This window comes from Cognatishimia activa (assembly GCF_001458335.1).
Lineage (GTDB): Bacteria > Pseudomonadota > Alphaproteobacteria > Rhodobacterales > Rhodobacteraceae > Cognatishimia > Cognatishimia activa.
Window position 1 is genome coordinate 497,075 of record NZ_CYTO01000024.1, and the last position, 7,722, is coordinate 504,796.

General features: G+C 54.3%; 9 protein-coding genes. 4 read left to right on the top strand and 5 right to left on the bottom strand.

The features are described from left to right. Positions 1–43: 43 nt before the first annotated feature. Together TA5113_RS13505 and TA5113_RS13510 are read right to left on the bottom strand one after the other, a co-directional pair. Positions 44–973 carry a tyrosine recombinase gene (locus TA5113_RS13505; protein WP_058314366.1) on the bottom strand — a complete coding sequence of 310 codons (930 nt, stop codon included), beginning with the start codon at positions 971–973 and terminating at the stop codon, positions 44–46. Beyond that, the gene (locus TA5113_RS13510; RefSeq protein WP_058314365.1) at positions 973–2,496 is read right to left on the bottom strand and encodes a hypothetical protein; all 1,524 of its coding nucleotides are present in this window, start codon (positions 2,494–2,496) and stop codon (positions 973–975) included. The genes TA5113_RS13505 and TA5113_RS13510 overlap by 1 nt, the downstream gene beginning before the upstream one ends. A 285-nt stretch (positions 2,497–2,781) precedes the next feature. On the opposite strand from TA5113_RS13510, the gene TA5113_RS13515 reads away from it, so the two are divergent. Together TA5113_RS13515 and aroB are read left to right on the top strand one after the other, a co-directional pair. After that, positions 2,782–3,318 (top strand): shikimate kinase, encoded by a 537-nt coding sequence (locus TA5113_RS13515; protein WP_058314502.1) that lies wholly within the window; start codon positions 2,782–2,784, stop codon positions 3,316–3,318. A 3-nt stretch (positions 3,319–3,321) separates the two neighbouring features. Beyond that, the gene (gene aroB / locus TA5113_RS13520) at positions 3,322–4,437 is read left to right on the top strand and encodes a 3-dehydroquinate synthase (protein WP_245627133.1); all 1,116 of its coding nucleotides are present in this window, start codon (positions 3,322–3,324) and stop codon (positions 4,435–4,437) included. Here aroB and TA5113_RS13525 read toward each other — a convergent pair. Next, positions 4,434–4,862 carry a MarR family winged helix-turn-helix transcriptional regulator gene (locus tag TA5113_RS13525; RefSeq protein ID WP_058314364.1) on the bottom strand — a complete coding sequence of 143 codons (429 nt, stop codon included), beginning with the start codon at positions 4,860–4,862 and terminating at the stop codon, positions 4,434–4,436. The genes aroB and TA5113_RS13525 overlap by 4 nt on opposite strands. A gap of 98 nt (positions 4,863–4,960) precedes the next feature. On the opposite strand from TA5113_RS13525, the gene TA5113_RS13530 reads away from it, so the two are divergent. Next, on the top strand, positions 4,961–5,392 hold the full coding sequence (locus TA5113_RS13530; protein WP_058314363.1) for a hypothetical protein: 432 nt from the start codon (positions 4,961–4,963) through the stop codon (positions 5,390–5,392). A gap of 60 nt (positions 5,393–5,452) precedes the next feature. On the opposite strand, the gene TA5113_RS13535 is transcribed toward TA5113_RS13530, so the two are convergent. Further along, on the bottom strand, positions 5,453–5,971 hold the full coding sequence (locus TA5113_RS13535; RefSeq protein ID WP_058314362.1) for a single-stranded DNA-binding protein: 519 nt from the start codon (positions 5,969–5,971) through the stop codon (positions 5,453–5,455). 178 nt (positions 5,972–6,149) lie between these two features. On the opposite strand from TA5113_RS13535, the gene TA5113_RS13540 reads away from it, so the two are divergent. Next, on the top strand, positions 6,150–6,737 hold the full coding sequence (locus TA5113_RS13540) for a lytic transglycosylase domain-containing protein (RefSeq protein WP_058316776.1): 588 nt from the start codon (positions 6,150–6,152) through the stop codon (positions 6,735–6,737). On the opposite strand, the gene TA5113_RS13545 is transcribed toward TA5113_RS13540, so the two are convergent. Next, a complete protein-coding gene (locus TA5113_RS13545; protein WP_058314360.1) occupies positions 6,721–7,533 on the bottom strand; it encodes a helix-turn-helix transcriptional regulator in 813 nt (270 codons plus the stop codon). The genes TA5113_RS13540 and TA5113_RS13545 overlap by 17 nt on opposite strands. Positions 7,534–7,722: the final 189 nt, after the last annotated feature.

Sequence of the window (7,722 nt, forward strand, 5' to 3'; positions counted from 1 at the left end):
CCCGCTGGTTTTGCAGGTTTGACACAGTGCTTATGTGCTCAGCTCAATTTGAGGAGCTGAGCGGGTGGTTTTCCAAGACCAGTTCCTTGAGACGTTCATCCAACACATGGGTGTAGATTTCTGTTGTGGCGACATCCGCATGGCCCAACAATGTTTGGATGGAACGCAAGTCCGCGCCATTGGCCAGCAAATGGGTTGCAAAGGCATGGCGCAACGTGTGCGGCGTCACCTTATTAGGATCGACGCCCCCATTCACGGCAAACTCTTTGATCAAAGCGTAGAAACGGTGTCGCGTTAGGTGTCCGGTCTTTCCTCTGCTTGGGAAAAGGAACTTCGAGGCCGACTTCCCTTCCTTGACGGCTGCCTCCTCATTTGCATCGCGAATTTTGATCCAACCGACCAGCGCAGTGCGGGCAGGGGCGCTTAAGGGTACCATACGTTCTTTGCCACCTTTACCCTTGATCAAGAGCATGCGTGGATCGCCGCGTGTTGCGCTAACCGGCATGGAAACAAGTTCTGAGACGCGCATACCGGTCGCATAAAGCAGCTCCATCATACAGATGTTGCGCGTGCGTTCGACTTTGTTGCGACCGGATTTGCGAGAGGCTTCAATCAGACGGTCGACTTCGCCGACTTCCAAGGTTTTTGGCAAGCGTTTATCAAGCCCCGGACCTTTGATTTGAATGGCAGGATTGCTGTCACGCCAGCCTTCCTCAAAAGCAAACCGGAAAAGCTGTTTGATGGCCGACAAGCGACGCGCGCGCGTGGACTTTGCCAATCCCTGCGCATCGCAGCAAACCATGTAGTCTTCAACATCCTGGCGTGCTGTGTCTTTGAATTCCTGGCCACGGTCATCACACCATTCCGCAAACCCTTTGAGGTCTCGTGCATAGGCCAGTTGTGTATTGTTTGATGCGCCTAATTCGGCGGCTTGTGCTTCAAGAAAAGTGGATATCCACTTGTTGTTACTCATTAAAAGCCACGCTCCAATAGTAGTACCTGTAGTGATGCTTGGCGTGCCGTGTCCTCCAACCCGACGGCGCGGAATGTCGCCAATGCGTTTGTCAAAGCGCGCAGATCACCCGACGCACCCTGTTGAAAAGATTTGATTGCGAGCAGGATTACTTCACCAAGTTGGCCCCGTGCAAGCCTGTTTGTCCAAACCTGCGGCACGCCTGCACGATGGAAGGCGTCAGCGATGGCTTGGCGTGTTGGATCTGCTGATCTTTTGGGCGGTTGGCCCATCGCAAGGCCTGCAAGAAAGTCCCGGGTCCCGTCCCGCGCTGCAAGCTCGTAAGACTCAGACAAAAGACGGATTTCCCGCCCTAGCGTTCCCGCGACTGAGCCCTTTGGAAGAGATTTGAGGGTGTCACCATAATAACGTGCGAAAGGGACCTCTAGATGAGCGGCCTTCATGGCAGACCACGCCAAAGGAAGGGATTCGGCGATTTTGACTGCATCTCCGGCCGTTAAGGCGGATTGGAATTTTTGCACCGCGGCGACGCGGTCCCAAATGGTACCTGATGCGGCAGGTTTGCGGTCCAAATAAAGACCAAACAGTCTATTTTCCGTGAGCGCGCCGACTTTTGCGAGGCGTTCCGCTGCTTCGAGCTGCGCTTTCCATCCAATATTATCGCGCAGATCAGCATGGGCATAGGCACGCGGCAACAATCGAGTGGGCTGCGGCTCGCCGATCGCCTCAAACAGACGGAATTGAAGCGGATCCGGTTCGCTGACCGTGATCAATAGTGGTTCTTCAGCAAATAGCTCTGGGTCGAGAAAACGCACAAGCAATGCGTCATCAGCAGGCGAGATCAGCTTTAGAAAATTAGCAGTGTTCAGTGTAATGACCGCTGTTTCCCAAGCCCCGTCGCGTGCCTGACAGAACACCCTTGCCGCGTAGCTTGGGGCCAGATGGGGCGCGCCACTAAGGACGTCGCAGGCTCTTTGTTCCTCTCCAATCAATAAAGAGACATCAAACCATCTCGTAAAGAGGTCCGCTCGGTCTGGGGCTGCACGATCCAAAAGTGCGTTGGCTTGCTCGATCGCGCCAAGCGCCACCAACTTGTCCACCCGCGCAAGCAGCAATGCGTCGTTGCCCCCCGCATCCGCAGGTGGGTTCGCCTCTGCCAATAACAGCGTGTACATCAACGCTTGTATCGCGGGCAGGGGTTCTTCGGGTATGTCTGAAATCAGATCCGCAAGGGTCAGCGCTTTGCTGTCTTGCCAAATCGAGCTTGGCAGACCGGTGACATGGCTAGGCAAAAGACCAACTGCGTCACGCCCGGATTGACCCAATTCTGATACGTCGATTTGCGGCGTATCACCTGCGTCTGTCACTGGAGGCTCTGGGTTTATATTGACCGTAACCGTCGGTGTTTGGGTCAGCCAATCAATGGCAGACAAAGGAGCATCTTCTTGGCCAAAGGCCAAAGCGGGAAGACACATAAGAGCACCGGCCAGCTGAACTTTGGCGGTGCGGACTTTATTGAACATCAAGAGGTACCGACTCGCGAATCTCCTTCTGCGGGGCGGAAAAATCCGCTCCAAAGATCGGCCCGAGATACGCGAAACCAATTAAACCAATGGCCGATAGTATGATGAGGAAAAACAACGCTCTGAAGAGTTTGCCCATATGTTTCCCGTCGTTTGCTTAGTTTTTGCCTGTTTTTTTCCACTTTATAACTGGCCTTTTCGTCAATATCACGTCATTCAATGCCAAATGGCGGATTTTGGCCGGAAAATTTCGGTGATCGCCCCAAAAACCTTGGGCAGTTGGGTATGAACCTTAAGAAAACAGTGGTCATGGTCGGGATGATGGGCGCGGGCAAAACCGCCGTGGGCCGGGCGTTGGCCGCAAAATTGGGTGTTCCTTTTCTGGATTCGGATGCAGAAATCGTGAAAGCCGCCAATATGTCTATAGCTGAGATATTCGAGCGCGACGGCGAAGCGTTTTTTCGCACCAAAGAGACCCAAGTCATTGATCGTTTGCTCGATGAAGAGCGTGGCATTCTCTCCACCGGAGGCGGGGCATTTCTGGCGGAAGGCAACCGCGATTTGATCACCGATAAGGGTGTATCTGTCTGGCTTGATGCGGATCTCGACCTTTTGTGGCAGCGCGTCAGGCATAAGGATACGCGCCCTTTGCTACGCACAGCTAACCCACGCCAAACTCTGTCAGATATCTACGATGTGCGCGTTCCGGTCTATGCGAAGGCGGATCTGGCGGTGAAATCAGACCCGAAATATTCCATCGAAGATATGGCGGAGCGCGTTTACCAAGCGCTGCTGACGCGCCCGGACGTGCTGGAGGCTTAAGTCATGGCAACCAAAATGGAAATCGTTCACGTTGGCCTCGGCGATCGCGCCTATGACATCCATATTGGCCAAGGCTTGCTGGGCCGCGCGGGTGAATTGATCCGCACGATTTCTGACCGCAAACGCATGATGATCGTGACGGAAGAAAACGTCGCCGCTTTGCATCTAAAGACTTTGCAAGGCGGGTTGGCGGCTGCTGGTATCGAAAGCGAAGCGCTTGTTTTGCCAGCGGGGGAAAGCACCAAGAGCTGGCCTTACTTTGAACAGACCGTCGAATGGCTTCTGGCACAGAAGGTTGAGCGCAAGGATCTGGTGATTGCATTCGGCGGCGGCGTCATTGGCGACCTGACTGGATTTGCGGCAGCGACCATGCGGCGTGGCGTTGGGTTCGTTCAAATTCCGACGTCTTTGCTGGCGCAAGTGGACAGCTCTGTGGGCGGCAAAACCGGCATCAATGCGCCTCAGGGCAAGAACCTGATTGGGGCCTTTCATCAGCCGTCTTTAGTTTTGGCCGATGTCGATGTCCTAGGCACGATGACCAATCGCGATTTTCTGTCTGGCTACGGCGAAGTGGTCAAATACGGCCTGCTGGGGGACGCCGGTTTCTTTGAGTGGCTGGAACAATATGGCCCGAAACTGGCCGCAGGCGATGTGCAGGCGCGCATTTCAGCGGTGAAACGGTCTTGCGAAATGAAAGCCGACATTGTGGAACGCGATGAGACAGAGCAGGGGGATCGCGCTTTGCTCAATCTCGGCCATACCTTCTGCCACGCGCTTGAGGCGGCCACGGGTTATGGGGATCGCTTGCTGCACGGAGAAGGGGTCGCCATTGGCTGCGCCTTGGCGTTTGAGCTGTCCTCACGCCTTGGGCTTTGCAGCCAAGAAGACCCAAGCCGCGTGCGTGCGCACCTCAAGGCCATGGGAATGAAGGTTGATCTGTCTGATATTGAAGGGGATTTGCCGTCGGCAGAAGCCCTTGTGGATTTGATGGCGCAGGACAAGAAAGTCGTTGATGGACAGCTGCGTTTTATTCTGGCGCGTGGAATTGGTGAGGCCTTCGTGACGGCAGATGTGCCAATGGACAAAGTCGTCACCTTATTGCGGGATGCGCTTGATTAATCGCGCCTGTCGGCCAAAGCTTTGCTAAGGATCGCCTCGAGATCTTTGGTCTCTTGGCTCGAAATTGGCGCAAGTATGTCGTTGATGACATCTGCAACCGCATTCATGAGCTCCGAAACAACGATTTCACCGCTTTCAGTCAAGGAAATAAGGCTAATTCGGCCGTCTTCCTGCGAAGGCTTGCGATGAACCAGCCCCTTGCCTTCAAGGGTTCTGATTAGCCGCGATATCTGAGACTTATCGCGCGCGACGCGGGCGGTGAGCTCATTGAGTTTGATTTCACCCGTATCTTTCAGCGTCATCAAAACGATGCCGCCGCCGGGGCCAACACCCCTTTTGTCAAAGTCAGCCGCGCTTTGTTGTAAGCCGAAATGTATCTGCCGCATGAAGCGATCAACAAGAAGGGCGAAGTCTGGTGTCGTCATGGGCGTCTTTTAGTTGACATTGTCTACTTAATTTGTGGATATAGTCAACTTAATGATGGCGGTCAGGGAACTCAATCGCCAAGTTTAGGAGACGCGACATGAATGCAACTAACGTTTTGAAGGGCATCGCCGTGCTCTGGGTCATTTGGGGACTCGTGCACACTTTGGCCGGAGTCATTGTTCTGACGAGCGATGCCTCTGGTGGGTTTCAGGCGATTGCTGATGCAGTCGATCCGGCAACCTTAGCGGCAAATTACCACGAAGCTGTTGGCGGGATACTCAATCAACATGGCTGGAATCTTGGATGGTTTGGCATTGCAACGATTATAGGGGGCGTGTTGATTTGGCGTGAGAATCGTACCGCAATTTGGGTCACAGCCATGATCGGCGGCATGGCCGACCTTGGGTATCTGCTATTTGTGGATTTGCCTGGCTACGTTCACTTCATGCCTGGAACCGTCATGACACTTGTTTCCGGCACAGCGATCGTTCTGAGCTTATGGGTCTGGAGGTCCACAGCTCGCCAATAGGTCCAAATATGGGACCGCTGGTGTCTAATAAAAAGCCCCGCAATTGCGGGGCTTTCTCAGTTAAAACGGGATTTCGTCGTCCAAGTCGCGGCTTCCGCCACCGCCTTGTTGGCCGCCGCCAAAGTTTCCGCCACCTTGGCCGCCGCCGCTGTCGTAGCCACCGCCACCATAGCCGCCGCTTTGACCGCCACCTTGGCCGCCAAATCCACCGCCGCCGCCACCTTCGCCGCGACCGTCAAGCATTGTCAGTGTAGAGCCAAAGCCCTGCAAAACGACTTCGGTGCTGTAGCGGTCTTGACCGGATTGGTCCTGCCATTTGCGGGTCTGCAGCTGGCCTTCGATGAAAACCTTGGAGCCTTTGCGCAGATATTGCTCGCATACACGCACCAGACCTTCGTTGAACACAGCGACAGAGTGCCATTCGGTCTTCTCACGGCGTTCGCCGGTATTCCGGTCTTTCCATGTTTCAGAAGTTGCAATCCGCAGGTTGCAAACCTTGCCGCCGTTTTGGAAGCTGCGCACCTCAGGGTCGCGCCCCAAATTGCCAATCAACATGACTTTGTTCAATGATCCGGCCATGGACCTACCCCCTGAATCAATTTTTCATTTCGGGCACCTTACACCACCCTGTCGGAGAGGAAACCAGCGATTTTTTGCGCGGGTGTTCGGGATAGAAAACGCCCAAGTCTTTAAAACTTTCTGAATATTGTTATATTTCGCAGGATTGGGACATTAAGAGCGACTGGGACGTCACTTTATGCGCAAGAAATTTGCTTTGTTTTTGGCCGTAAGTATGGCCGCGCCTCTTAGCGTTTCTGCCGGTGAGATTATTGGCAGTAAGTCTCGGACCAAACTGTTTTCCGGACAGATCGATGTGCTCGATAACCGTGCGAAAGAACAGTATAATACCGCCGTACGTCTTGCGCCGCCACGGGTGATCACCCCGACCAAATGGGGGGATGGCCAGTATAAAGGCAAGTATCGCGGACCCTATCTCGACATGGCGCGCAATGCGGCGTTGAAACATGGGGTGCCGGTGGATTTGTTTCTAAAACTTGTACAGCAGGAGAGTGGTTGGAACGCACAAGCGCGCTCTCATAAAGGCGCGATGGGGCTCGCTCAGCTGATGCCTCAGACGGCGGCCTATCTTGGTGTGAACCCCAATGTGCCCCAAGAGAATTTGGATGGTGGAGCACGCTATTTGGCGGAACAGTATCGCGAGTTTCGTTCTTGGCGACTGGCGCTTGCCGCCTATAATGCCGGACCACATGCGGTTAAGAAATACGGCGGTGTTCCGCCTTACAAAAAAAACCAGAATTACGTTAAGATTATCTGGGGGAGCTAACCCCAAATTTTGCCGCCTTATGTGCCGCTTGCCGCAATCGGCTAGGGGTCATGCCTGTGTGCTGCTGAATGAAACGCGTGAAATAGGCAGGGCTGCCAAAGTTCAGATCTTCTGAAATTGTCTTAAAAGACACGTCACTCCGCGTTAGGCGCAGCCTGCTTTCATGTGCTAGGGCCTGCACCAAGAGGTCCGCTGCGGTGATGCCCGCAGATTGGCGGCTAACACGGGTCAGGTGCGTGGGCGTAACATTCAGCGCGTCTGCCAGATCTGCCATAGATTTACCGCTGCCCACGTTTTGAGCTGCAAGATCACAAAACCGGCGCATCAGACGCTGCGCTGCGCTCAGTTTTTTGGCTTGGGGGTGGCTTTCGACTTGGCGCCTGAGCCATATCCCCAGAAGTGCGGATTGGGCGGCCACCGCGTCGTCTAGAAACGGGCGGTCCTGTTGGATTTCCCGCCGCATATCCTCAATCAGGCCCGTTAGCTCACTCTGGCTAAGCCCGTCTTGAATGCGCAGCAGTTGTTCTGTTGGCGGAAAGCTGGCGGCGAGCTCAGGGGGGAGGGTAACCGCTTGGCCAAGGATCTGACGGCCAAACTCCACCGACCACAGGTGGTTTGGCGGGATGTAGATCGCGTTGTTGGCGCTAAATCCGCGCCGGTGCCCATGCATATGGATCACGCCTTGGCCGCGTGTAACCCACAACAACAAGCCGCCTCGTTGCACATGAACGAGACTGCTGAGCCAAGGCTCCGCTTGTCCAAACTGGGCAAGTGTCGTGACAGTGACGTCAGTCATTTACGTGAAAACTCGGTCCCGGTTGCGCTATTTGTGAAAGTTGGTAGCGCTGAAATTCCACCTTGTCACCGAAAATTGTATGATAAGTATCACTTTGAGGGTCTTTAAACAGGAAGCGATATCTTTTGCCAAATTTTCATGCGGGATCGGAACCAGGTGCGTTGGCGCTTGGCATATTGGCGGGTGGAG